This window comes from Duganella aceris (assembly GCF_011090165.1).
Taxonomy (GTDB): domain Bacteria; phylum Pseudomonadota; class Gammaproteobacteria; order Burkholderiales; family Burkholderiaceae_D; genus Rugamonas; species Rugamonas aceris.
In genome coordinates this window covers 82,563-104,334 of record NZ_JAADJT010000001.1, presented here as the reverse complement: position 1 = coordinate 104,334, position 21,772 = coordinate 82,563, and the positions used below count along the sequence as shown (strand labels likewise).

General features: G+C 67.1%; 22 protein-coding genes. 9 read left to right on the top strand and 13 right to left on the bottom strand.

Annotated elements, in window-relative coordinates; genetic code table 11:
- The first annotated feature begins 118 nt into the window (after positions 1-118).
- Positions 119-256: a hypothetical protein gene (locus GW587_RS00490; protein WP_166097371.1), complete on the top strand. Its 138-nt coding sequence runs from the start codon at positions 119-121 to the stop codon at positions 254-256.
- Here GW587_RS00490 and GW587_RS00485 read toward each other — a convergent pair whose 3' ends face one another.
- On the bottom strand, positions 257-691 hold the full coding sequence (locus tag GW587_RS00485) for an Mpo1 family 2-hydroxy fatty acid dioxygenase (protein WP_166097370.1): 435 nt from the start codon (positions 689-691) through the stop codon (positions 257-259). It abuts the gene before it with no gap.
- Positions 692-786: 95 nt separating this feature from the next.
- On the opposite strand from GW587_RS00485, the gene GW587_RS00480 reads away from it, so the two are divergent.
- Positions 787-1,287 (top strand): DNA-deoxyinosine glycosylase, encoded by a 501-nt coding sequence (locus GW587_RS00480; RefSeq protein WP_207393296.1) that lies wholly within the window; start codon positions 787-789, stop codon positions 1,285-1,287.
- On the opposite strand, the gene GW587_RS00475 is transcribed toward GW587_RS00480, so the two are convergent.
- From GW587_RS00475 to GW587_RS00455, 5 genes are all read right to left on the bottom strand, one after another.
- Positions 1,284-1,964 (bottom strand): GNAT family N-acetyltransferase, encoded by a 681-nt coding sequence (locus tag GW587_RS00475; protein ID WP_166097368.1) that lies wholly within the window; start codon positions 1,962-1,964, stop codon positions 1,284-1,286. The genes GW587_RS00480 and GW587_RS00475 overlap by 4 nt on opposite strands.
- Complete coding sequence (locus tag GW587_RS00470; RefSeq protein WP_229259235.1) at positions 1,965-4,586, bottom strand: BACON domain-containing protein; 2,622 nt, start codon at positions 4,584-4,586, stop codon at positions 1,965-1,967. It abuts the gene before it with no gap.
- A gap of 129 nt (positions 4,587-4,715) precedes the next feature.
- Positions 4,716-5,897, bottom strand: a complete 1,182-nt coding sequence (locus GW587_RS00465; protein WP_166097366.1) for a tetratricopeptide repeat protein — start codon at positions 5,895-5,897, stop codon at positions 4,716-4,718.
- A gap of 119 nt (positions 5,898-6,016) precedes the next feature.
- Positions 6,017-7,237 (bottom strand): DUF2863 family protein, encoded by a 1,221-nt coding sequence (locus tag GW587_RS00460; RefSeq protein WP_166097365.1) that lies wholly within the window; start codon positions 7,235-7,237, stop codon positions 6,017-6,019.
- A gap of 11 nt (positions 7,238-7,248) precedes the next feature.
- Positions 7,249-8,115: an HDOD domain-containing protein gene (locus tag GW587_RS00455; RefSeq protein WP_166097363.1), complete on the bottom strand. Its 867-nt coding sequence runs from the start codon at positions 8,113-8,115 to the stop codon at positions 7,249-7,251.
- Between the two features lie 204 nt (positions 8,116-8,319).
- On the opposite strand from GW587_RS00455, the gene GW587_RS00450 reads away from it, so the two are divergent.
- On the top strand, positions 8,320-8,892 hold the full coding sequence (locus GW587_RS00450; RefSeq protein ID WP_166097361.1) for a DNA-3-methyladenine glycosylase: 573 nt from the start codon (positions 8,320-8,322) through the stop codon (positions 8,890-8,892).
- Here GW587_RS00450 and GW587_RS00445 read toward each other — a convergent pair.
- Both GW587_RS00445 and GW587_RS00440 read right to left on the bottom strand, forming a co-directional pair.
- Complete coding sequence (locus tag GW587_RS00445) at positions 8,797-10,440, bottom strand: methyl-accepting chemotaxis protein (RefSeq protein WP_166097360.1); 1,644 nt, start codon at positions 10,438-10,440, stop codon at positions 8,797-8,799. The two genes, GW587_RS00450 and GW587_RS00445, sit on opposite strands and share 96 nt — an antisense overlap.
- A gap of 24 nt (positions 10,441-10,464) precedes the next feature.
- Positions 10,465-10,914, bottom strand: a complete 450-nt coding sequence (locus GW587_RS00440; protein WP_166097359.1) for a cache domain-containing protein — start codon at positions 10,912-10,914, stop codon at positions 10,465-10,467.
- A 135-nt stretch (positions 10,915-11,049) separates the two neighbouring features.
- Between GW587_RS00440 and GW587_RS00435 the strand changes: the two genes are divergently transcribed.
- Genes GW587_RS00435 through GW587_RS00420 form a run of 4 tightly spaced genes read left to right on the top strand, consistent with a single transcriptional unit; the run spans position 11,050 to position 15,804 of the window.
- Positions 11,050-12,546 carry a KamA family radical SAM protein gene (locus GW587_RS00435; RefSeq protein WP_166097358.1) on the top strand — a complete coding sequence of 499 codons (1,497 nt, stop codon included), beginning with the start codon at positions 11,050-11,052 and terminating at the stop codon, positions 12,544-12,546.
- A 9-nt stretch (positions 12,547-12,555) separates the two neighbouring features.
- Positions 12,556-14,031 (top strand): MFS transporter, encoded by a 1,476-nt coding sequence (locus GW587_RS00430; RefSeq protein WP_308495361.1) that lies wholly within the window; start codon positions 12,556-12,558, stop codon positions 14,029-14,031.
- A gap of 53 nt (positions 14,032-14,084) precedes the next feature.
- Positions 14,085-14,921, top strand: coding sequence for a 2OG-Fe(II) oxygenase (locus GW587_RS00425; RefSeq protein WP_166097356.1), 837 nt, complete (start codon positions 14,085-14,087; stop codon positions 14,919-14,921).
- Between the two features lie 31 nt (positions 14,922-14,952).
- Positions 14,953-15,804: a fumarylacetoacetate hydrolase family protein gene (locus tag GW587_RS00420; RefSeq protein WP_166097355.1), complete on the top strand. Its 852-nt coding sequence runs from the start codon at positions 14,953-14,955 to the stop codon at positions 15,802-15,804.
- 67 nt (positions 15,805-15,871) lie between these two features.
- Here GW587_RS00420 and GW587_RS00415 read toward each other — a convergent pair whose 3' ends face one another.
- A complete protein-coding gene (locus GW587_RS00415; RefSeq protein ID WP_166097353.1) occupies positions 15,872-17,203 on the bottom strand; it encodes an aspartate aminotransferase family protein in 1,332 nt (443 codons plus the stop codon).
- A 115-nt stretch (positions 17,204-17,318) separates the two neighbouring features.
- Between GW587_RS00415 and GW587_RS00410 the strand changes: the two genes are divergently transcribed.
- A complete protein-coding gene (locus tag GW587_RS00410) occupies positions 17,319-17,870 on the top strand; it encodes a carboxymuconolactone decarboxylase family protein (protein WP_166097352.1) in 552 nt (183 codons plus the stop codon).
- A gap of 95 nt (positions 17,871-17,965) precedes the next feature.
- On the opposite strand, the gene GW587_RS00405 is transcribed toward GW587_RS00410, so the two are convergent.
- From GW587_RS00405 to yjgA, 3 genes are read right to left on the bottom strand one after another with little or no spacing between them, the layout of a single operon-like run.
- Positions 17,966-18,631, bottom strand: coding sequence for an alpha/beta hydrolase (locus tag GW587_RS00405; protein WP_166097350.1), 666 nt, complete (start codon positions 18,629-18,631; stop codon positions 17,966-17,968).
- Positions 18,632-18,639: 8 nt separating this feature from the next.
- Positions 18,640-19,248: a molybdopterin adenylyltransferase gene (gene mog / locus GW587_RS00400; protein WP_166097349.1), complete on the bottom strand. Its 609-nt coding sequence runs from the start codon at positions 19,246-19,248 to the stop codon at positions 18,640-18,642.
- A complete protein-coding gene (gene yjgA / locus GW587_RS00395) occupies positions 19,235-19,831 on the bottom strand; it encodes a ribosome biogenesis factor YjgA (RefSeq protein ID WP_166097347.1) in 597 nt (198 codons plus the stop codon). Before yjgA ends, mog begins: the two co-directional genes overlap by 14 nt.
- Before the next feature lie 94 nt (positions 19,832-19,925).
- On the opposite strand from yjgA, the gene pmbA reads away from it, so the two are divergent.
- Positions 19,926-21,278, top strand: a complete 1,353-nt coding sequence (gene pmbA, locus GW587_RS00390; RefSeq protein ID WP_166097345.1) for a metalloprotease PmbA — start codon at positions 19,926-19,928, stop codon at positions 21,276-21,278.
- A gap of 4 nt (positions 21,279-21,282) precedes the next feature.
- Here pmbA and GW587_RS00385 read toward each other — a convergent pair whose 3' ends face one another.
- The gene (locus GW587_RS00385; RefSeq protein ID WP_166097343.1) at positions 21,283-21,699 is read right to left on the bottom strand and encodes a hypothetical protein; all 417 of its coding nucleotides are present in this window, start codon (positions 21,697-21,699) and stop codon (positions 21,283-21,285) included.
- Between the last annotated feature and the right edge of the window lie 73 nt (positions 21,700-21,772).

Below are 21,772 nucleotides of genomic sequence, written 5' to 3'. Positions count from 1 at the left end.
TCATCTTTTTGTTGCGGCGCAACACATGGCTGGCTAAGTTGTATCGGGCTTGTAAATTCAACTGTATTCGCGGCAATCCCACGTATAGTGAAATATCTATTCGACAACGGAGGACGACATGAGCACCGGCTTGCAAATCAAGGTCGTCACCTTGTTGGGCTACGTCGTGGTCAGCACCTTGCTGGTATTGATGCTGGCCGAGGACGACGTCCAGGGCGCCGCGCAGACCCTGTTCGCCCACACCATGTTTCGCTGATTAATAGGCGACGTTCAGCCGGCGGTACAGGAATCCCAGCACGAACAGCGGGCCGATCAGCAGGAAGCGCAGGTCGTCGAAGAAGGAGGGCTTCTTGCCTTCGATCTTGTGGCCGATGAACTGACCGATCCACGCCAGCACGAAAATCGCGATCGACAGCGGCAGGACGGTGCGCTCCGGCAGCGCCGCCAGCAGCGACAGCATCAGCGCCGCCATCAGCAGCATCCCCAGCGCGAACGGCTTCGACAGTTTGAAGTAATACCACAGCGAGGCCAGGCTCAGCGTCAGCGCCAGCAGCGGGTGGATGGCCCAGATCAGGCCGAGCAGCGTGAACACGATGACGGGCACGCAAATAAAGTGGATCAGTTCGTTGGTGGGATTGAGATGGCTTTCGCTGTACTGCGCGAGCAGCCTGTCGATGGTGCGTTCCGTCATACAAGTCTCCTGCGGTTATTTTTATGGCGCGGTCGGGCCGCCGGTAAATTCTACACCCGAATCCGGCCGCCGCGACGGTCCGGTAAAATGCCCGCATGTTGCCCGAACTTAGCCCCCCAAGTCCCGCCCTGACCGGCCTCGCGCCGGTGCTCGACGCCCGCACGCGGATTCTGGTGCTGGGCAGTTTTCCCGGCGCCGCGTCGCTGGCGGCGCAGCAATACTATGCGCATCCACGCAATCTGATGTGGCCGATCCTGTCGGCGCTGACCGGCGAGGCGCTGACGGCGCTGCCGTACGCCGAGCGCTTGCCACGTTTGCTGGCGCATGGCTTCGGCTTGTGGGATGTGCTGGGCGCGTGCGAGCGCGAGGGCAGTCTCGATTCCGCGATCCGCAAGCCGGCCGCCAACGACTTCGCCCGCCTGCGCGAGCTGTGTCCGCTGTTGGAGACGGTCGGCTTCAACGGCCAAACCTCCGGCAAGTTCGCGCCGCAGTTCGCCGCCGCCGGCTATCGCACCGTGGTGCTGCCCTCCACCTCGCCGGCCCATGCCTCGTTGACGCTGGCGCAAAAACTGGCGCAATGGAAGCTGCTGCTTTAGTCCGCCACCACCACCCGCGCCGTTGATTCCAGGTAGTCCTTGAAACCCATGTCGAGATAGAGTTGGTGGGCGGGGTTGCTGCGCATGACGTGCAGGAAGGAGCGGTCGCCGCGTTGCTGGTGCAGGCGCAGCAGCTTGCCGATCAGGCGCTTGGCCAGGCCGCGTCCCTGGTAGTCGGGGTGGGTGCAGACGCCGCTGATTTCGCACAGCCCCGGCGCGCGCAGGCGTTCGCCGGCCATCGCCATCAGCCGTTCGCCGTCGAACAGGCCGAAGTAGTCGCCCAGCTCGATGGTGCGAATGCCGAACGGCCCCGGCTTGCACAGCGTGGCCAGTTCCAGCGCCTGTTGCGCGTGTTCCGGCCGCAGCGGCACCGCTTCCGGCGCGGGATCTGCAACCGGCGCGGCGCCGTCCCACAGCATGCGGAACATGGTGGTCTCGGCTTCGATGCGCCAGCCCGGCGGCGCGGCGCCGGTCCAGTTTTCGCAGTAGAAGCGCTCGCCCGGCTCGCACCACGGCGCCAGCGCCGCGAAGTCCGGCCGCGCCGGGTCGGCGAAGGCGATGATGGGCGAGAAGCCCTGGGTGTAGCGGCGCGCCGTGTCGGTGCCGCTGGAGTGGCGCCGGTGCGCGCCGGCCAGCGCGTGCCAGAAGATGTGGTCCAGCGCTGCGCTGCGTTCCATTTACGGGCCGACCGGGACGATGGTGAGGACGCCGTCCTCGGTGATGGCGACCAGCAGCCAGCCGTCGCTCGACAGCGCCATCTGGCGCGGCAACAGCTGTTTGCCGGTGCTGCTCAGCTTGAACTGCTGCAGCAGCGTGGCGCCGGTGGCGTTGTACATCCAGATGTCGCTGCCGGCCGGCTTGGCCGCGCCGCCGCAGAAGATGCGGCCGTCGAGGCCGACCTCGATATTGTTGGGCGCGGCGTCGCCGATGGCCAGGTAGCTGCTGACCCCCAGGTCCGCCGAGCTCATCACGCTGCACAGCTTGGGCGTGGCGCTGGCGCTGTAGATGCGGCTGCCGTCGGCGCTGACGGCGATGTCCTGCCCCTGCGTGCCCGGACTGAGGTGGCTGGCCGCAGCCGACTTCGGCGAGTACAGCGTGCCGCCGTTGAGCGCGGCGTAGTCCAGCAGGATGGTGGTGTGCTGCACCGTGGCGCCGGCCTCGCTCTGCTGCACCACGCGCTTGCCGTCGGCGCTGGCGCCCAGCGCGCCGCCGCCGCTCAGCGGCAGCGAGGCCAGCGGGCTGTTGCTGCTGGTCAGGAAGGCCTGGCCGTCGCTCATCAGCAATACCTCGACGCCGTTCGGCCGCACCACTTTCAGGCGGGTGGCGCGGGTGCCCGGCGTCGCCAGCGGCAGCTGGGCGCTGATGGCGCGGGTTCGCAGGTCGACCGTGGTGATGCGGGCGTTGTCGACGTCGACCATGTACAGGAAGTCGCCGTTGAGGCCGGCGGCCATGTCGCCCAGGTGCGCCGAGAAGCCGGTCATGCTGGCTTCCTTCTGGCCGGTGTAGAGATTGTAGACGTCGATCACGGCGCCGCCGTTGTGCGCGTAGGCATAGGGCCGCGCCGGATCGGTGACGACGGTGGTGTACGGCAGCGGCACCGCCACTTTGGCGCCGGGCGCGGCCGAGCCCTTCCACAGCGAGACGCGGATCGGCGCGATGGCGGCGCCGTCGGTCGCGGAGGAGGTGACGGTGATGGTGCCGGTCTGCAGCGTGTCGTCCAGCATCTGGGTCGGGTCGGCGGTCAGGATCAGCTGGTTGCCGTTGACGCCCACCACCAGCCACGACTGGTCGCTGACGGCGGTCATGCCGCTGAAGGCGCCGAAGTTGTCGGCGACGCTGATGGTGCGGGTCAGCCGGCTCCAGGTCGGCGTGCTGACGAAGGCCACCGCCGCCTCGGCCGGCAGCAGCCGGTGGGCGTCCTTGTTGATGGTCAGCAGCACCGGCGCGTTGACCACGTCGCCGTTGACCTGCGCCGAGGCATTGAGCAGCACCGAGGTGACGCCGGCCGGGGCGGCGCTCGGCAGCGCCTTGATCGCGCTGCTGGCGCCGGCCTGGTTGATGGTGCCGGCGGTGACGCTGGCGGTGGCCCAGGCCGGCAGGTTGCCGAGCGTCCACGGCCAGCTGTTGGTGGCGGTGTTCAGGCCCAGGCCGAGGGTCTGCGCGGTGCCGAAGTCGCGGCCGTAGACGCCGCCCAGCGTGATGCTGTTGGACGAGGCCTGCAGCGTGGCCGGGATCAGGTTCAGCGTGACCGGCAGCGTGCGCAGCGGCAGGTCTTTCGGCGCGATGCTGATCGCGCCGCTGTAGCTGCCGCTGGCCAGCTTGCCGACGGTGGCGTCGACGGTCAGCACGGTGGTGGCCGGCGTGGTGCCGACGGTCGGCGAAACGCTCAGCCAGGGGACGTTGCTGCCGGCGGTCCAGGTGGCGCTGAGCTTGTTGTCGGTGTCGAGGCTGACGATCTGCGATGGAATCGGCGCGCCGTTGATGGCGTTGAAGGTGACGCTGTTGCTGCCCAGGACCAGGCCGCTCGGCAGCACGGTCAGCGTGACCGGCAGCGCGACGCTCAGGCCGTCGCCGGCGAGCACGGTCAGCGTGGTGCTGTAGCTGCCGACGGCCAGGCCGGTGGCGTCGTAGCCGACGCCGAGCGTGGCGTTGCCGCTGCCGCCGGCGGCGTCCAGCTTGAGCCACGACGCGCCGCCGTTGCTGACGGTCCAGCTGCGGCCGGGGGCGCTGATGGTGACCGCGCTCCGCGCCGGCGCGGCGCCGCCCTGTTGCGTGGTGGCGCTCAGCGGCATGGCGCTGACGGCGCTGAAGCTGGCCTGGCCGGCCGGCTGCACGGTGAGGTCGTAGGGCAGCGTCATCGGCGAGCCGGGGAACTGGTTGGCGCAGCCGCTGTCGCGGCACAGCCTGACGGTGAAGCTGCCCTTGTAGTTGCCGGCCACCAGCGTCGGCGCCGATTGCAGCACGGCGTGGTACTGGGTGTCGCTGTCGCGGATCAGCTGGGCGCTGGGCAGGATCACGCCGACGCTGTCGGTGACGGTGGCGTACACGGTGCCGGCATTGGCGAAGTCGGCCGGCCGCGCCACGCTGGCGATCACGCTCAGCGTCTGCGAGGTGCCGGCCGGAATGCTGGCGGTGACGGTGGACGGGGTGAAGCTCAGTGCCGGCGAGACCGCCGGCGTGGTCGGCGTGCCGCCGTTGTTGCCGCCGCCACCGCCGCCGCAGGCGGTCAGCAAGGCGGCGATCAGCAAAGACGTGGCGAGGAGGGGGACTGCGGCGCGGGCGGGCCTGAGTCTCGGCATGGCGGAATCCTTGTGATAGAAGTGCTGCTTGATTTACATATTTTACAATTGTTGCGTGTCCGCAACTATGTGTCAAGCAATGTCTACGCAGAATACCATTCCTGCGCCGCCGCCGGTACCGGCCCCCGGCTATTTGGCCGGCGCCTGCGCGGCGTAGGCGCGCAGGCGGTCGAGCTTGGCCGCGTACAGGTCGTGGTCGCCGCGCGTGGTGCTGTTGGCCATCGCCTGCGCCATGTGGCGGTCGGCGGCGCGCACGTTGCCCAACTCGTTATACGCCAGCGCCAGCCAGAAGTGGAATTCGTGGTAGTCCGGGACCCGCTCGACTTCGCGCTCGAACAGCTTGCGGGCGCGCTCGTAGTCGCCCAGCTTCATCGCCTCCTGGCCCAGGTTGAAAAAATAGAACGGCGGATGCGGCTCCAGCTGGGCCAGGCGGACGCGCAACGCGGCCGCCTCGTCGAGCTTGTTCTGGTTCTCCAGCGATTGCGCCAGGTTGGACAGGAACACCGTGCGCAACGGCGATTGCGACACCGCGTAGCGCAGCACCTGCTCGGCGGCGTCGGAGTGGCCGGCGTGCAGGTAGATCACGCCCAGCGTGTTGTAGGCGTTGAGGAAGCGCGGATCGACCTCGGCCGCCTTGCGCGCCGACCAGTAGGCGTCGTCGACGTGGCCGGCCGACAGTTGCTCGGCGGCGCGGTTGTTCAGGTACATGGCGACGATGGTGTGTTCCTCCAGCGGCCGGGCGGTTTCGCGCGCCTTGGGCGGGATCGGGATGAAGTCCACCGTCAGCGAGTTCGACATGTCGAGGTTGTAGCCGCTGTCGTACGGATTGCGGCTGGTGCGCGGCTTGCCCAGCGCCAGGTTGACGTGGTTGGCGGCGAAGTAGAGATTGCCGGAGCGGCTCCAGCTTTCCTCCATGTCGATCAGCTGGAACTGCACCACCAGGTTCAGCTCGCGCGCCAGCGCGGCGGTCATGATCACCAGCGACAGGCAGTTGCCGGCGCGCGCGTCGAAGGTCTGGGCGGCATTGCGGGTCATGGCCGAGTCGTATTCGAGCTGCAGCTTGTCCTTGCGGTACAGCGCGTCGAACAGCTGACGCCGCACGTCCTTGCTCTGGGTGAGGTTGATCTCGCGCCGCAGGTAGTCGCGCATGCGCGGACTGAGCGCGAACACGCTGTCGGTGTCGATCGGCGCCGACGGCGGCTGGAACAACTGATCGTGGAAGACTTGCGACGGCGGCGACTGTATGCCGAGCGGCGCGCCGGCGCAAGCGGTCAGCAGCGCGGCGCACAGGATGAGGGCCCATGATTTCATGACGTGTCTCCCTTTGTTGCGGAGCACAAAGCCTGCACCGCACCAGGCAGCGGAATCTACGTTCCGCGATCAGGAAAGTATCCTCGGCTAAATGGAGACTGTCAAACAGGAAATCGCTTTCAGGACAAGGCTTTGCGCTCCACCGGCCGGCCCTGGGCGTCGAAGCGCAGCGCGACGTCGACGCGCGCCACGCCGATGCTGGCCAGCGCATCGCGCAGGTCGTCGACTTCGGCTTCCAGGTCGGCGCCGAGGTCGAGCGGCTTGTCGCAGCTGGCCAGCAGCGCGCCGTCCAGCGACAGCTGCACACGCAGCACCATCTCGTCGTCGACGTCGGTGGGGGCGATGACGGCGTCGGCCTGCGCCGGATCGCGGCCATCGAGCGCCTGGTTCAGCGCCGACAGGATCTGCAGCATCCCATATTCGGACTGCCCCTGCGCCCTGGCGCCGAAGAACAGATCCTGGTACAGGAAGTTCAGGGTCAGTTCCGGCATCGTGCCACGGCCTCGGCCGAGGCAGCGCTGCACCAGCGCGCCGTATTGCTCGGTCCACTTCTGATAGCGTTCGGCGCGCTTGGCGAAGTAGGCGTCGGCCGCCTTGTCGCCTTTCGGCACCTTGTAGAAGGCGTCGTCGGCGCGCTTCAGCGAGAAGCCCAGCAGGAAGCGCAGCTCGACCGCGCTGTCGTCGGCGCCGAAGGCGGTCGGCGACCAGCCGGCCGCCATGCTGCGCTCCAGCGCCGGCGCGGCGGCGATTTTTTTCTCGGTCAGCGATTGCGCCGCCTCGCGCACCATGGCGTGCAGCTGGCCGTAGGTCACGCCTTCGATCTCTTCCAGATCGTAGGCGTGGTTGACCAGCACCACCTTGGCCTGCGGGCTTTCCAGGCCGGCGTCGGTGAAGCTGGCCAGCAGCGCCTCGTAGGCGGCGCCGTCCTGGAAGTCGGCGGCCGGGTCGAGTCCGCCCTGGCTGTGCACGAACACCGGAATCGCGAAGGCGTCGATCTCCAGCTCGGGCGCGCCTTCGCGCCGCAGCAGCACGGTGGCGGCGCCGTCCTCGATGGCGCTGCGCAGGTAGCGGTAGCCGTCCACCGATTCGTCGCGCGCCAGTTCGATCGCGCCGTACAGCACTTCGTCCTTGCCCTGGTTGAGCAGCTTGCGCAGCAGGCGCTGGAACTCCAGCGCTTTCTGCGCCAGGTCGGCGCGGGTGGCTTCGGCCACGATGTCGTTGTTGAACTCGCCGTCGGACAGGTCCAGCGCCAGCGCGCACAGTTCGGTGGTGTTTTGTTCGTCCTTCAGTTCCGGGGAATTGGCGGATTTGCGCGGTACGGGGCGCTTGTTCTTGGGCATGGGCTTCTTTATTAACGTTCGGTGTGGAATGCTTCGTGCAGTTCGTCGAGCAGGTCGGCGGTTTCATCCTCGCTCAGGCCGAGGTGGCGGCAGGCGCTGTCGCCGCCTTTTTCCCATTCATAGGACATGCTGCGGCCGTGGAAGCGCTGGATGCCTTTTTCCGCCAGCACCGACAGCGCCACCAGCGAGCGCACCGCGTCGTCGGTGGCCGGGTCGTCCAGCACGCGGTAGTCGTGGTGCAGCAGGATGGCCCAGGAGACGTCCGGCGACAGCCCCCAGTTGCGCGCCAGCAGGCAGCCGATGGCGGCGTGGTTGGTGCTGTAGCGCGCGTCCTCGACGGCGGTGAACGGGCGCTCGGCGTCGTTGCAGGCGTCGTCGTAGGTGTCGGCGTAGTCGGTGAAGCGGTTCATCAGCAGCGGTACGCCGATGTCGCAGAACAGGCCGAAGGTGTGGGCGATGTCGGGCGGGGCGATGCGCAGCTTGCGCGAGGTGAACACCAGCGCCTGGGCGCGGCGCGCCGACACTTCCCAGAAGGCGTTCAGGTCGGACTCGTTGCCGTCGATGGCCTGGCGCGCCAGCAGTCCGGTCAGCAGCGCGGCGCATTGGTTGACGCCGAGGAAGTTGATCCCTTGTTCGACCGACTTGGCCTTGCGCGCGGCGCCGAAGAACGGCGAGTTGGCCAGCTTCAGCAGGGCGCCGGACATGCCGACGTCGTTGCCGATGATGCGGGCGATCTTGCGCGGCGATGGATCGGGTTCGGCCAGTTCGCGCTGCAAATCGACGAGCAGGCTGGGCCGAGGCGGAATCCGGATGGAGCGCATCAGCGCGTCTTCCACCGCGTTTTCTGTTGGCAAGGCTTGGGCAGCAACTGTCGTCATCGTGTTCTTCAGGGAGTGTTTTTTGCAATAGCGACACTATAAACCAGTGCGCTGGGCCGTGCTCAGGCTTGATTATCGCCGCAAGCGCGGGCCGATTGCGCGGTTTTGTGCCGATTTTCTGCCATTTGGCCCGGGTTTTGTCGCGAAACGCCGCGATTCGATAGTCATTTGGCACGGTTTTCGCCGCACATTTACAATAGCGACATGATTACTCAACTGGCGGGAATTGATTTCAGCGCGGACTCGGACGAGGTGGCGCGGCAACTGATCGGCGTGACCTTGCTGGTCGACGGCGTCGGCGGCCGCATCGTCGAGACCGAGGCCTACGACAGCAGCGACGAAGCGGCGCACAGCTTCAACGGCGAGACGCCGCGCAATTTTTCGATGTTCGGGCCGCCGGGGCGCAGCTATGTGTACCGCTCGCACGGGCTGCACTGGTGTTTGAATTTCGTCTGCCGCGAGCCGGGCCACGGCGCCGGGGTGCTGATCCGCGCGCTGGAGCCGGTCGAGGGATTGGCGCTGATGCGCGAGCGGCGCGGCATGGAAGATGCGCGCCTGCTGTGCGCCGGGCCGGGGCGGCTGTGCCAGGCGCTGGGCGTGACGCGGGCGCATAACAATCTGGAGCTGGCGGCGGCGCCGTTCCAGCTGATCGCGCGCGACCAGGCGCTGCCGATCGAGGTGCTAGCCGGTCCGCGCATCGGCATTTCGAAAGCGATGGAGCTGCCGTGGCGGTTCGGCCTGGCCGGTTCGCGCTTTTTGAGCAAGCCCATGCGCTGAGGCCGGCTCCAGCTTGAACACCGACACCGCCAGCGACAGCTGCTCGGCTTGCTCTTGCAGGCTGGCGGCGGCGGCGGCGGCCTGCTCCACCAGCGCGGCGTTGCGCTGCGTGACATCGTCCATCTGTCCGACCGCTTGATTGACTTCGGCGATGCCCTGCGCCTGTTCGGCGCTGGCGTCGCTGATGCGGGCGATGATGTCGTTGACCTGCCGCACCGAGGCGACGATGTCGTCCATGCGTTCGCCGGCCTGGTGCACCGAGGCGCTGCCGCTGTCGATGGTGGCGACCGAGGCCGCGATCAGCGTCTTGATTTCCTTCGCGGCGGCGGCGCTGCGCTGCGCCAGCGTGCGCACCTCGGCCGCGACCACGGCGAAGCCGCGTCCCTGTTCGCCGGCGCGCGCGGCTTCGACGGCGGCGTTCAAGGCCAGGATATTGGTCTGGAACGAGATGCCGTCGATGACGCCGATGATGTCGACGATCTGGCGCGAGCTGGCGCGGATCGAGTCCATGGTGCGCACCGCTTGCTGCACCGCCGCGCCGCCGGTCTGCGCCAGTTCGGTGGCGCCGGCCGCCAGCTGGCGCGCCTGGCGCGCGTTGGCGGCGTTCTGCTGCACCGCGCGGGTCAGGCTGTCCATCGCGCTGGCGGTCTGCTGCAGCGAGCCGGCCTGCAGCTCGGTCCGGGTCGACAGGTCCAGGTTGCCGCTGGCGATTTCGTGGGCGGCGGTGTCGATGGTGCGCACCGAGGCCAGGATGGCGGTCAGTGTCTGTGTCAGGTTGTGCATGGTCTGGTCCAGCGTGCGGGCGGTGTCGGCGATTTCGTCGCGGCCGTCGTTGCCGCGTCCCGGCGCGAGGCGGCCGGCGGCCAGCGCCACCACCACCTCGGCGATGCCGCGTATGTCGCGCAGCATGGCGCCGCGCACCGCCATCGTCACGCCCAGCGACAGCGCGATCGACAGCAGCACCATGCTGGCGATGGTCGCGCTCAGGGCGCGGAAGTCGGCCTTGGCCTCGGCGTGCGCCTGTTCGCTGAGGCGTTTTTCCAGCGCGGATAATTGCGCCAGCTGCTCGTTCAGCAGCAGGAATTGTTTTTCCGCGCGCGCCATCGCGTTGGTGGCGATGCTCTGGTCCATCTGCGCCATCTCCATCGTTTCCAGCACCGCCTTGCGGTAGGCCGCCAGCGCTTGCAGCGACAGTGCGACGATCCGGCGTTCGCCGTCGTCGGCCAGGGCGTTGAGCTGGCGCAGTTGCTGCTCGATGCCGGCGTGGCGTTCCTTGATCTGGCGGCCCAGCGCGTCGAGCCGGGCCTGCGCGAAGCTGCCGTTGATCCAGGCCAGCAGCTGGTAGATGTGGGCGTGGGCGTAGCGCGCTTCGCCGCTGACGTCGGCGGCGGTCTTGAGGCGGGCGGCGCGCACCTGCACCAGGTTTTCCAGCGAGGCGTTCTGGCGCACCATGCCGACGTACGCGGCGGCGGCGGTGACCAGCAACAGTGCCAGCACCAGGCCGGGCGCGAGCAGCAGTTTGGGACCGATACGCAGTTTCTTCAACATGATGCCCTCCCGCCGTGGCCGCGTTTATTTTTTGTAGATGCCCGCTTCCAGCACCACGTCGCCGACGCGCAGGATGTAGGTGGTCTTGGGTTCGATCTTGCCGCTGGCGGGATTCTTGTATTGATAGTCGACCCAGCCCTGGCCTTTGGCGGCGGCCAGTTCGATGATCTCGCGGCGGTACTTCTTGCCGCTGGCGTCGGGGATGTCGGTCAGGTCCTTGCCGACGATCGATGGGTTGACCGGATGCGCCAGCACGATGCCGGTCTTGATGTCGCGGATGTCGACGTACAGCGAGCCTTGCAGATAGTCGGGATCCTTGGCGGCGATCTTCTTGATGAAGGCGTCCTTGCCGTGCGCCTTGATGTAGGCGGCGCCTTTCTCGGCCATGGCGATGGCGTCTTTTTCGGTGGGCTCGGCGGCGCCGGCGGACAGGCAAATCAGCGCGGCGGCGGCCAGCAATGCGTGCGGTTTCATGGCGGTTCCTCGGGTGGGTTTTGACCGGATCAACTGTACGCCGCCGGCGCTGGCGAGAGTTGCGTTGTCGCAAGTTATGGCCGCGAGGAAACGCCTAGCATGGAGTTCCCGCCCCTCACTTCGATAGGAAACGCGATGACCATCACTTCGATCTCGACCTGGAACAGCGCCGGCGCGCAGGCGCCCAGGTTCAAGCCTTTCATCCGCCAGACCATCGCCAATTCGCGGCAGTGGGAGTGGATTCCGCGCGAGTTGCAGGAGGCGGTGCAGGTGGTGTCGCATGTGCTGCCGTTCCGCGTCAACGAGTATGTGCTGGATCATCTGATCGACTGGAACAATATTCCGGACGATCCGATTTATCGGTTGACCTTTCCGCATCGGGACATGCTGGCGCCTGACGAGTATGCGCAGTTGCGCGAGCTGGTGCTGGGGCATGCGAATCCGTCGGCGCTGGCGGCGCTGGTGCGCAGGATCCGCATGCGCATGAATCCTCATCCGGCCGGGCAGATGACGCACAACGTGCCGCGCGTGAACGATGCGCCGTTGCGGGGTTTGCAGCACAAGTACAAGGAGACGGTGTTGTTCTTCCCGAGCGCGGGGCAGACTTGCCATGCGTATTGCACCTTCTGTTTTCGCTGGCCGCAGTTCGTCGGCATGGACGATATGAAGTTCGATGCGCGCGAGTCGCACGAGTTGGCGGCGTATCTGAAGCTGCATCCGGAGGTGACCGATGTGCTGATCACCGGCGGCGATCCGCTGATCATGAATACGCGGTCGCTGGAGGCGTTCATCGAGCCCTTGCTGGCGCCGGAGCTGGCGCATATTCAGAACATCCGGCTGGGCACCAAGTCGGTGGCGTATTGGCCGCAGCGCTTCGTGTCGGACCGCGATGCGGATGAGTTGATGCGCTTGTTCGAGCGGGTGGTCGCGGCGGGCAAGAATCTGGCGCTGATGGGGCATTACAACCATGCGGTGGAGCTGCGGCCGGAGATCGCGCAGCGCGCGGTCAAGCGCATCGTCGGCACCGGGGCGACCTTGCGCATGCAGGGGCCGTTGATCCGGCATATCAACGAGGATCCGGCCAGTTGGGCGGAGCTGTGGCGCACCGGGGTGCGCTTGGGGGCGATTCCTTACTATATGTTCGTTGAGCGGGATACCGGGCCGCGCGAGTATTTCCAGTTGCCGCTGGCGCGGGCGCATGAGATTTTCCAGGCGGCTTATCAGCAGGTGTCCGGGTTGGCGCGGACGGTGCGGGGGCCTTCGATGAGCGCTTTTCCGGGGAAGGTGGTGATCGATGGGGTGGCGAGCATCGGCGGGGAGAAGGTGTTTGCCTTGCAGTTTCTTCAGGCGCGCAATGCGGATTGGGTGCGGCGGCCGTTCTATGCGAAGTTCGATGCGGCGGCGACCTGGATGGATGAGTTGAAACCGGCGTTCGGCAAGGAGCGGTTTTTTTTCGAGGAGGAGGGCGGCAGCCGCAGCGAGTACGGTTGCGGGCCGAACGGCGCGCGCAAAGTGATTCCGCTGATGGCGGCGCGGCAGGACGATGCGGACGACGGCGCGGTGGCCGGCTCGGGGGCGGCGACCGCTACGGCGCTGTCGGCGTCGGCCTGCGGCGCGGACAGCGCGGTCTAGGCGGTGACGATGCGCGCGCGCGACGTCCGCGCCCAACTGCTCGGCGGCGACGGCCAGGTCGAGCGGGCTGGCGCGGCACCGACGTCGCCGGAGCAGACAGCGGTTGGCGCCGCGGCGCCGTCGGTCGCCACCGCCTCGGTCGCGCCGCCGTCCGCGCGTCCGCCAGGCCCCGCGCAGGCAGCGATCGCCTCGGACGCGATGCCGCACGCCACGTCACTCGCGCCGTCGCCGCGCCTGTCTGGCGGCGCGGTGTTCTTGCTGGTGTTCCTGCCGTTCTCGCTGGGCCACTATCTCTCCTGCCTGGTGCGCACTGTTAACGCGACGCTGGCGCCGCAGCTGGTGGCGGCGATGCAGCTGTCGCCCGGCCAACTGGGCCTGCTGACCAGCGCCTTCTTCTTCGCCTTCGCGCTGGCGCAACTGCCGGTCGGGATGGCGCTGGACCGCTGGGGCCCGGCCAAAGTGCAGCCTCCGATGCTGCTGCTGGCCGGCGTCGGCGCGCTGGCCTTCGCCGGCGGCCAGGACTTCGCGCAGCTGCTGGTGGCGCGCGCCGTCATCGGCCTCGGACTGGGCGGCTGCTTCATGTCGGCGGTGAAGGCGATGTCGACCTGGATCGCGCCGGCGCGGCTGCCGTCGGTGCAGGGCTATCTGATCGCGGTGGGCGGCCTGGGCGCAGCGTCGGCGACGTTGCCGGTGCGGCTGGCGCTGCACTACACCGACTGGCGCGGCCTGTTCCTGTGGCTGGCCGCCGCCGCGCTGGCGATCGGCCTGCTGATCCGCTGGCTGGCGCCGGCGCAGCCGCCCGTGGCGCGGCGCGGACCGATGCTGGCAGCGATGAAAGAGGTGTGCCGCCATCCGGCCTTCCGTGAAGCGGTCGCCCTGGTGCTGCTGCCGCACACCGTGTTCTTCGGCGTTCAAGGCCTGTGGATCGCCCGCTGGCTCAGCGACGTGGCGCGTTTCAGCGAGGCGGCGGTGGCCTATCTGCTGTATCTCGGCATGGCGGCGGTCATCTTCGGCGCCATCGCGGTCGGCATGCTCACCGAGTGGGCCGGCCGGCGCGGCGTGCGGCCGACCAGCGTGGCGGCGGCCGGCGTGGCGCTGTTCATCGCGGTGCAGCTGGGCTTTGTCTGCAATTGGGCGCCGAGCTACCAGCTGCTGTCGGTGCTGTTCACCTTGGTCGGCACGGTGACCGGCATCGAGTACGCGATCGTGGCGCAAAGCCTGCCCGGCGCGCTGACCGGACGCGCCGCCACCCTCCTGAACCTGCTGATCTTTCTCGGCGCGTTCGCGGTGCAGGCGGGCTTCGGGCTGGTGGTGGGCTGCTGGACGCCGAATCCGCTGCGGCAGTATCCGGCGCCGGCCTATCAGACGGCCTTCGGCGCGCTGGTGCTGCTGCAGCTTCCGGGGCTGATCTGGTTCCTGCGCGCCGGGGCCACGCAATCCGGTAAAATGGCCGTTCCATCCGACCCGCCCTTATCGACGCGATGACTCAAGCCGACAACGTTTTTGCTTCCCTGCCGCCAACCTGGCAGGACTGGATCATGGACAATTTGGCGCGCGCCTGCAGCCCGCTGGATATGGCCAACAGCATGGCGCGCTCCGGTCAGCACAGCATGACGGTGGCGCGCGCCGCCATCGACGAGGCGGTGCGCATCCGCGCCGGCGGGAGCGCCGCCCCGGCGCGGCGCAAGGAGCCGCAAGCCAGCGCCTTCCAGGCGCCGCAGCAGATGCCCTACATCGATGTCAGCCACAATCTCATCGCGGTGCCGGACCGCGAGGTGGAGGTGCTGTTCGTGCTGAAGAAGCCGCAGGTGATCCTGCTCGGCAATGTGCTCAGCGGCGAGGAGTGCGACGCCATCATCGAACATTGCGGCACGCGCTACACCCGCTCCACCGTGACCGCCGAGGCGGACGGCGCCAGCGTGGTGCACGAGGGCCGCACCAGCGAGATGGCTTTCATCCAGCGCGGCGAGGCCGAGGTGGCCGAGCGCATCGACCGCCGGCTGGCGGCGCTGGCGCACTGGTCGCCCGAGTGCAGCGAACCGTTCCAGCTGCAGAAGTACGGCAAGACGCAGGAGTACCGGCCGCATTTCGACTGGCTCGATCCGGACAGCGCGGGCCATCGCAGCCATCTGGCGCGCGGCGGCCAGCGGCTGGCGACCTTCATCCTGTACCTGTGCGACGTGGAGCAGGGCGGGGGCACGGTGTTCCCGTCGCTGGGGCTGGAGGTGTTTCCGAAAAAAGGCAACGCGCTGTGGTTCCTCAACACCGACGACAACCACCAGCCCGACCATCAGACGCTGCACGGCGGCGCGCCGGTGGTCAGCGGCACCAAGATCATCGCCAACAAATGGCTGAGGCAGGGACACTACGGTTAAAATAGCATCGACTTTTTAACCAAGGAATCCCATGAGACTCGTGCGCTACGGCCGTCCCGGCAAAGAAAAACCAGGCTTGATCGACGACGAAGGCAAGCTGCGCGACCTGTCCGGCGTGATCGAGGACATCGATGTGGCGCAGCTGGCGCCGAAGGCGCTGCGCAAGCTGGAGAAGATCCCGCAGGCGTCGCTGCCGCTGGTGCGCGGCAATCCGCGTTATGGCGTGCCGGTGGCGCGGGTCGGCAAGTTCATCGGCATCGGCCTGAATTATTCGGATCACGCGGCCGAAATCGGCATGCCGGCACCGAAGGAGCCGGTGGTGTTCATGAAGGCCATCAGCTGCCTGTCCGGGCCGGACGATCCGGTGATGATCCCGAAGGATTCGAAGAAGACCGATTGGGAGGTGGAGCTGGGCGTGGTGATCGGTTCGCGCGCGCAGTATGTCAGCGAGGAGGATGCGCTCAAGTATGTGGCCGGCTATTGCGTGGTCAACGATTTGTCGGAGCGTCAGTTCCAGCTGGAGCGCGGTACGCAGTGGGACAAGGGCAAGGGTTGCGATACCTTCGGTCCGGTCGGTCCTTGGCTGGTGACGGCGGAGGATATTTATGATGTGCAGAAGCTGGATTTGTACTTGGACTTGAATGGCAAGCGGATGCAGACCGGCAGCACCGAGACCATGATTTTCTCGGTGGCGCAGATCATCAGCTACCTGTCGAAGTTCATGACGCTGGAGCCGGGCGATGTGATCGCGACCGGTACGCCGCCGGGTGTCGGCCAGGCGCGCAAGCCGCAGCGTTTCCTCAAGAAGGGCGATACGTTGCGGCTGGGGATCGCTGGCTTGGGCGAGCAGCAGCAGGATGTCGTCGCCTGGAGCGCGCGCTAGACCCGCACGGCGCGGACCACCGGGGTCAGACCCCGTACGGGGTCTGACCCCTCTGACGGTGGCGGGGTTAGAGGGCGCTTGCCAGCGCGGCTTGCAGCGACTCGGCCAGGCGGCCGGTGATTTCCCCCAGCTCGGCTTCGGTGGCGATGAACGGCGGCGCCAGCAGGATGTGGTCGCCGTGGCGGCCGTCGATCGTGCCGCCCATCGGGTAGATCATCAGGCCGCGCGCCATCGCCTGTTCCTTGACGGCGGCGTGCAGCTTCAGCGCCGGGTCGAACGGCGTCTTGGCGCCGCGCTCGCGCACCAGTTCCAATCCCAATAGCAGTCCGCGTCCGCGGATGTCGCCGACGTGTGGATGCGCGCCGAAGGCGTCGCGCAGCAGGCGGCGCATCGTGGCGCCGCGCGCGGTCACTGCGCCAAGCAGATTATCCCTTTGTATCACCTTCTGCACCGCCAGCGCGGCGGCGGCGGCCACCGGGTGGCCCATGTAGGTGTGACCGTGCTGGAAGGCGCCGCTGCCGTCGCGCAGGCGCTTGACGATATGTTCCCGCGCCAGCACCGCGCCGATCGGCTGGTAGCCGGCGCCCAGCCCTTTGCCCAGCACCACCAGGTCGGGCAGCACGTTCTCCTGTTCGAAGGCGTACAGCGTGCCGGTGCGGCCCATGCCGCACATGACTTCATCGGCGATCAAGAGCATCCCGTACTGGTCGCACAGCTTGCGCACGCCGCGAAAGTAGCCGGGCGTCGGCGGCACCGCGCCGGCGGTGGCGCCGACCACCGTTTCGGCGACGAAGCCGATCACCTGTTCCGGGCCGGTGGCCAGGATGCATTGCTCCAGTTCGCGCAGCAGCGCGGCGGTATAGTCGTCGATGCTCTGGCCGGGCAGGCGGTCGCGGTAGGCGTAGCAGGGGGCGACGCGCGGCACGTCCATCAGCAGCGGTTCGAACGGGCGGCGGCGCCATTCGTTGCCGCCGACGGCGAGCGCGCCCAGCGTGTTGCCGTGGTAACTCTGGCGGCGCGCGATGAAGACGCCGCGCTGCGGCTGTTCGCCTTCGACGAAGTATTGGCGCGCCAGCTTGAGCGCGGCCTCCATCGCCTCCGAACCGCCGGAGACCAGGTAGACGTGATCGAGATCGCCGGGGGCGTCGTTGGCGAGGCGCGCGGCCAATTCCTCGGCCGCTTCGCAGCTGAAGAAGGCGGTGTGGGCGTAGGCCAGTTTGTCGATCTGCGCGTGCATCGCGGCCAGCACCTCGGGATGGGCGTGGCCCAGCGAGGAGACGGCGGCGCCGCCGCTGGCGTCGAGGTAGCTGTTGCCCTGCTGGTCGCGCACGGTGATGCCGGCGGCGCCGACGGCGAGCGGCGGCGGGCGGCGCAGGTTGCGGTGGATGATCTGGCTCATGGCGTCCTTTCTGCGTGGGGGCGGTGGTGGTCGACAGCAGAAGATAGCCGCGATCGGCTTGTGTTCTTTTGATTTATGCTGGAACATGGCCGAATAAACGGAAAGGATTTTTGTCATGGACGATCGTTTGGAGCCCATCCCTTTTGCGGCGATGAGCGCCGCGCAGCAGGTGGCGGCGCAGGCCGTGATCGACGGGCCGCGCGGGGCGCTGTACGGGCCTTTCGTGCCGCTGATCCGCAGCCCGGAGCTGATGGCGGCGGCGCAGCGCATGGGCGAGTATCTGCGTTACCGCTCGGCGATCGGCACGCGGCTGACCGAGCTGGCGATCCTGGTGACGGCGCGGCAGTGGAGTCAGCAGGTGGAGTGGGCGATCCATGAGCCGATCGCGCGCGAGTACGGCGTCGCCGCCGAGGTGATCGCGGCGATCGCGGCGCGGCGCCGGCCGGAAGGGATGCTGGCCGACGAGGCGCTGGTGTACGAGTTTTGCGTGCAGCTGCAGCAGCGGCAACGGGTGGACGATGCGACCTACGCGGCGGCGCTGGCCGCCTTCGGCGAGCACGGCGTGGTCGATCTGATGGGCATCAACGGCTACTACACCTTCCTGGCGATGGTGATGAACGCGGCGCAGACGGCGGTGCCGCCATCCGCCGCCATACCGCTACCGTAAGCGAGGTGTCAGTGCCGACATTCGGACACGAGCTCGACCGTAGCAACAGCTACGGTCGAGCTCGTGTCCGAATGTCGGCACTGACACCGATTTTATTAGAGCACGCGCTTGAGCCAGGCGCTGATGTGGTCGACTTCTTCCTGGCACAGCGAGTGCTGCATCGGGTAGTCGTGCCATTCGACGTTGTAGCCCCATTGCTGCAGCAGGTCGCGCGATTGGGTGGCGCGGGCGAGCGGGATCACCGGGTCCATGCGGCCGTGCACCATGAAGATCGGCGTGGCCTTGCTCTGCGGCGTGCATTCGGCGGCGGCCTTGTCGGCGATCGGCACGTAGCCAGACAGGCACATCAGGCCGGCCAGCTTTTCCGGGTGGCGCAGGCCGGTTTGCAAGGTCATCGCGCAGCCCTGCGAGAAGCCGGCCAGGATGATGCGTTCGGCCGGGATGCCGCGCGCTTTTTCGCGCGCGATCAGCGCTTCCACTTTGACCTGCGAGGCGCGCAGGCCGGCTTCGTCCTCCTGCCGTCCCAGGTCGGTGGCGACGATGTCGTACCAGGCGCGCATCACGTAGCCGCCGTTGATCGTCACCGGCATGGTCTCGGCGTTGGGGAAGATGAAGCGGATCGGCGGCAGGCCGGCCAGGTCCAGTTCATTCAGCATCGGCACGAAGTCGTTGGCGTCGGCGCCCAGGCCGTGCATCCAGATGACGGCCACGCTCGGGTTGGCGCCGGTTTCTTTTTCGATCGTTTGCAGCAGGGTGCTCATGGGCGTCCTCAGGATGGGCGGATGGCGGATTTGGGGCGGAAGGCTTTGCACACGGCCGGATCGGTCTCCATGTACGGGCCGCCGATCAGGTCGACGCAGTAGGGCACGGCGGCGAAGATGCCGCCCACCAGCACCGCGCCATCGGCGTCGCGCAGGCCGCCCAGCGTTTCGGCGATGGCCTTCGGCTGGCCCGGCAGGTTCAGGATCAGCGCGGCGTGGTCGGCGCTTTCGCGGATCACGGCGGTCTGGCGCGACAGGATCGCGGTCGGCACGAAGTGCAGGCTGATCTGGCGCATCTGTTCGCCGAAGCCGGGCATTTCCTTGCTGCCGACGGCGCGTGTGGCTTCCGGCGTGACGTCGCGCCGCGACGGGCCGGTGCCGCCGGTGGTCAGCACCAGGTGGCAGCGGACGTCGTCGGCCAGTTCCATCAGCGTGGCTTCGATCTGCGGGCGTTCGTCGGCGATCAGCCGGGTTTCCACGCGGTAGGGGGTGGTCAGCGCGCGCGCCAGCCAGTCTTCCAGCGCGGGGATACCCTGGTCCTGATAGACGCCGCCGCTGGCGCGGTCGGAGATCGAGACCAGGCCGATGACCAGGGTCTGCTCGTTACTCGTCGTCATCGGTCTCGCTGTCGTCGGCGTCGTCGCTGGCCGCCTTGTGCTTCTTGGCCTCGACTTGCTTGATGATCTGGAAGATTTCGCGGTAGGCCTTCGGCGGCTTGTTCTCGGCCTGTTCCTTGCGGGCGTTGCGGATCAAGGTGCGCAGGTGCTGCACGTCCAGTTCCGGGTTTTCCTCCAGCAGCAGGGTCAGCGCCTTGTCGTCGGTCAGCAGCTTGTCGCGGCGGCGTTCCATCGCGTGCATCAGCGCGGTCTCGGACTTGGAGGCGCCTTTCCAGCTGTCGATGGCTTTCTGGATCTCGGCCACTTCGGCTTCGTCCAGCGTGCGCATCTTCTTGCCGACGTATTGCATCTGACGGCGGCGGCCCTCGTGGTTGGTGATCAGCTGGCAAGCGAGGATGGCGTCGAGCACGTCTTCCGGCATCGGCACCCGCTTGACGCGGTCGCGTGGCGATTCGACCAATGTTTCGCCCATTTTCTGCAGGGCGTCCGACTGGCGTTTCATCTCGGTTTTAGAGGGGCGTTCGTATTCTTGCTCGAATTCGGTGGAGCTGAAGCCGACCGCGCCGCGATTTGGATTTACCATAATATTAACTTTCGGTGGGGCGTGTGGCTGCCCCTGTAAACTGTAAACGACTGCTATGATAACTGTTTTAGCGGCCAACCGAAGAAAACAGCCCATGAGCGACCCCCATTTTACCCACACGCAGGACCAGTTGCGCCAGCTCGCGCGCGATGTGCTGGGCTACGCCAAGGCCCAGGGCGGGTCCGATTGCGCGGTTGAAATCAGCGAGGGCAGCGGCTTGTCGGTGTCGGTGCGCAAGAGCAAGATCGAGACGATCGAGCAAAACAAGGACAAGGGCATGGGCGTGACGGTGTTCATCGGCCAGCGCCGCGGCAACGCCAGCACCTCGGACTTTTCGCCGGCGGCGTTGCAGGCGACCGTGGAGGCGGCCTACAACATTGCGCGCTTCACCGCCGACGACGATTGCGCCGGCCTGGCCGATGCCGACCAGCTGGAGATGGCGCCGCGCGATCTGGCGCTGTTCTATCCGTGGACGATCTCGACCGACGAGGCGGTGGCGCTGGCGCAGCGCGCCGAGGCGGCCGGCTTCGCGGTCGATCCGCGCGTCAACAATTCGGAGGGCGCGGGGGTGCATGTGCAGCAGTCGCATTTCGTCGCGGCCAATTCGCGCGGCTTCATCGGCGGCTATCCGTATTCGCGGCATACGCTGTCGGTGGCGATGATCGCCGGCAAGGGTTCGAAGATGCAGCGCGACGATTGGTACACCTCGGTGCGCGACGCGGGCAAGATGGCGTCGCCGGAGGCGGTCGGGCGTTACGCGGCCGAGCGCGCGCTGGCGCGGCTCAACGCGCGCACGATCGACACCCGCACCTGCCCGGTGTTGTTCGAGGCGCCGCTGGCGGTCGGGCTGCTGGGCGCGTTCGTGCAGGCGACGTCGGGCGGGGCCTTGTACCGCAAGTCGACCTTCCTGCTCGATTCGCTGGGCAAGCAGGTGTTGCCCAAGCATATACAGATCAAGGAAGATCCGCATGTGATCGGCGCGGTCGGGTCGGCGCCGTTCGATGAGGAGGGTGTGCGTACCGTCAAGCGCGATGTGGTCAAGGATGGCGTGGTGCAGGGGTATTTCCTGTCGACCTATTCGGCGCGCAAGCTGGGCATGCAGACCACCGGCAATGCGGGCGGTTCGCATAATTTGGCGCTGACGTCGTCGCTGACGGGGCCGGGCGATGATTTCGCCGCCATGTTGCGCAAGATGGGCACCGGCTTGCTGGTCACCGAGTTGATGGGGCAGGGCACCAATTACGTGACCGGCGATTATTCGCGCGGCGCTTCGGGCTATTGGGTCGAGAACGGGGTGATCCAGTATCCGGTCGAGGAGATCACCATCGCCGGCAATATGAAGGATATGCTGGCTCAGATCGTCGCGGTCGGCGCGGATGTGCTGGTGCGCGGCACCAAGGAAACCGGCTCGATCCTGATCGAGAATATGGTGGTGGCCGGCGGCTGATTCTTTAGTCCGTGCGCCGGCGGCTCCGCTTGCGGCGGTCGATGCCGGGGCGCTTGGGGTTGGCGGCCTCCGCCGCGCGCCAGGCGCTGGCTTGGGTCCAGGCTTCGGTGTAGTCGCGGCGCACGTAGACGTCGCGCCAGGCGTTGCGCACGCTGCCGCAAATCAGCACGCACCAGGCGCTCGGTGAGGTCGGCTTTCCTTCGTAGACCATCTGGTCGCCTTCGATCTGGGCATGGTAGGCCAGGCCGTTGTGGCGGACGCGCAAGCGTGTGCCGTCCGGCAGGAACAGATCCTTCCATTGGTAACCCCGGCCGGTCGGGTTGCCGAAGTTCCGCAGCATCCATTCCTTCAGCGCGAGGGCCGTTACTTCCTCCGGCGGGCGCAGGTCGTTTCGCTTGCGCAGCTGATAATATAGTTCCATGTATATATGGTCTGGTACCTTTATGGTCGACGCCTGTTTTGTACTCATTTTGCCTATACTATGCCTATTTTTT

What these genes read in the sequence shown, in the direction of transcription:
- GW587_RS00490 (WP_166097371.1), top strand. Translation starts at nt 119, where the DNA reads ATGAGCACCGGCTTGCAAATCAAGGTCGTCACCTTGTTGGGCTACGTC.
- GW587_RS00485 (WP_166097370.1), bottom strand. Translation starts at nt 691, where the DNA reads ATGACGGAACGCACCATCGACAGGCTGCTCGCGCAGTACAGCGAAAGC.
- GW587_RS00480 (WP_207393296.1), top strand. Translation starts at nt 787, where the DNA reads ATGTTGCCCGAACTTAGCCCCCCAAGTCCCGCCCTGACCGGCCTCGCG.
- GW587_RS00475 (WP_166097368.1), bottom strand. Translation starts at nt 1,964, where the DNA reads ATGGAACGCAGCGCAGCGCTGGACCACATCTTCTGGCACGCGCTGGCC.
- GW587_RS00470 (WP_229259235.1), bottom strand. Translation starts at nt 4,586, where the DNA reads ATGCCGAGACTCAGGCCCGCCCGCGCCGCAGTCCCCCTCCTCGCCACG.
- GW587_RS00465 (WP_166097366.1), bottom strand. Translation starts at nt 5,897, where the DNA reads ATGAAATCATGGGCCCTCATCCTGTGCGCCGCGCTGCTGACCGCTTGC.
- GW587_RS00460 (WP_166097365.1), bottom strand. Translation starts at nt 7,237, where the DNA reads ATGCCCAAGAACAAGCGCCCCGTACCGCGCAAATCCGCCAATTCCCCG.
- GW587_RS00455 (WP_166097363.1), bottom strand. Translation starts at nt 8,115, where the DNA reads ATGACGACAGTTGCTGCCCAAGCCTTGCCAACAGAAAACGCGGTGGAA.
- GW587_RS00450 (WP_166097361.1), top strand. Translation starts at nt 8,320, where the DNA reads ATGATTACTCAACTGGCGGGAATTGATTTCAGCGCGGACTCGGACGAG.
- GW587_RS00445 (WP_166097360.1), bottom strand. Translation starts at nt 10,440, where the DNA reads ATGTTGAAGAAACTGCGTATCGGTCCCAAACTGCTGCTCGCGCCCGGC.
- GW587_RS00440 (WP_166097359.1), bottom strand. Translation starts at nt 10,914, where the DNA reads ATGAAACCGCACGCATTGCTGGCCGCCGCCGCGCTGATTTGCCTGTCC.
- GW587_RS00435 (WP_166097358.1), top strand. Translation starts at nt 11,050, where the DNA reads ATGACCATCACTTCGATCTCGACCTGGAACAGCGCCGGCGCGCAGGCG.
- GW587_RS00430 (WP_308495361.1), top strand. Translation starts at nt 12,556, where the DNA reads ATGCGCGCGCGCGACGTCCGCGCCCAACTGCTCGGCGGCGACGGCCAG.
- GW587_RS00425 (WP_166097356.1), top strand. Translation starts at nt 14,085, where the DNA reads ATGGACAATTTGGCGCGCGCCTGCAGCCCGCTGGATATGGCCAACAGC.
- GW587_RS00420 (WP_166097355.1), top strand. Translation starts at nt 14,953, where the DNA reads ATGAGACTCGTGCGCTACGGCCGTCCCGGCAAAGAAAAACCAGGCTTG.
- GW587_RS00415 (WP_166097353.1), bottom strand. Translation starts at nt 17,203, where the DNA reads ATGAGCCAGATCATCCACCGCAACCTGCGCCGCCCGCCGCCGCTCGCC.
- GW587_RS00410 (WP_166097352.1), top strand. Translation starts at nt 17,319, where the DNA reads ATGGACGATCGTTTGGAGCCCATCCCTTTTGCGGCGATGAGCGCCGCG.
- GW587_RS00405 (WP_166097350.1), bottom strand. Translation starts at nt 18,631, where the DNA reads ATGAGCACCCTGCTGCAAACGATCGAAAAAGAAACCGGCGCCAACCCG.
- mog (WP_166097349.1), bottom strand. Translation starts at nt 19,248, where the DNA reads ATGACGACGAGTAACGAGCAGACCCTGGTCATCGGCCTGGTCTCGATC.
- yjgA (WP_166097347.1), bottom strand. Translation starts at nt 19,831, where the DNA reads ATGGTAAATCCAAATCGCGGCGCGGTCGGCTTCAGCTCCACCGAATTC.
- pmbA (WP_166097345.1), top strand. Translation starts at nt 19,926, where the DNA reads ATGAGCGACCCCCATTTTACCCACACGCAGGACCAGTTGCGCCAGCTC.
- GW587_RS00385 (WP_166097343.1), bottom strand. Translation starts at nt 21,699, where the DNA reads ATGGAACTATATTATCAGCTGCGCAAGCGAAACGACCTGCGCCCGCCG.